At 46.6% G+C, this 238-nt stretch carries 1 protein-coding gene; it reads left to right on the plus strand.

The genetic code is table 11. The features are described 5' to 3' along the window. Positions 1–238: ThiF family adenylyltransferase (locus R0J92_RS26330; protein WP_411053857.1), on the plus strand; the 238-nt coding region annotated here is incomplete at both ends.

Raw genomic sequence — 238 nt, forward strand, 5'->3', positions numbered from 1 at the left:
GGATTAGAAGGGCAAAAACGCCTTAAAACAGCCAGTGTCGTTTGTATTGGAACCGGTGGACTCGGATCTCCACTCTTGTTATACCTCGCTGCTGCTGGTATCGGACGCATTGGCATTGTTGATTTTGACATTGTGGATCGCTCCAACTTACAACGTCAAATCATCCACGGTACCGCAACAGTTGGCAAACCTAAGCTAGAGTCAGCGAAACAGCGAATTCTCGATATTAATCCCTTCT

It is taken from the genome of Tritonibacter sp. SIMBA_163 (genome assembly GCF_046535935.1).
GTDB lineage: Bacteria > Pseudomonadota > Alphaproteobacteria > Rhodobacterales > Rhodobacteraceae > Epibacterium > Epibacterium scottomollicae.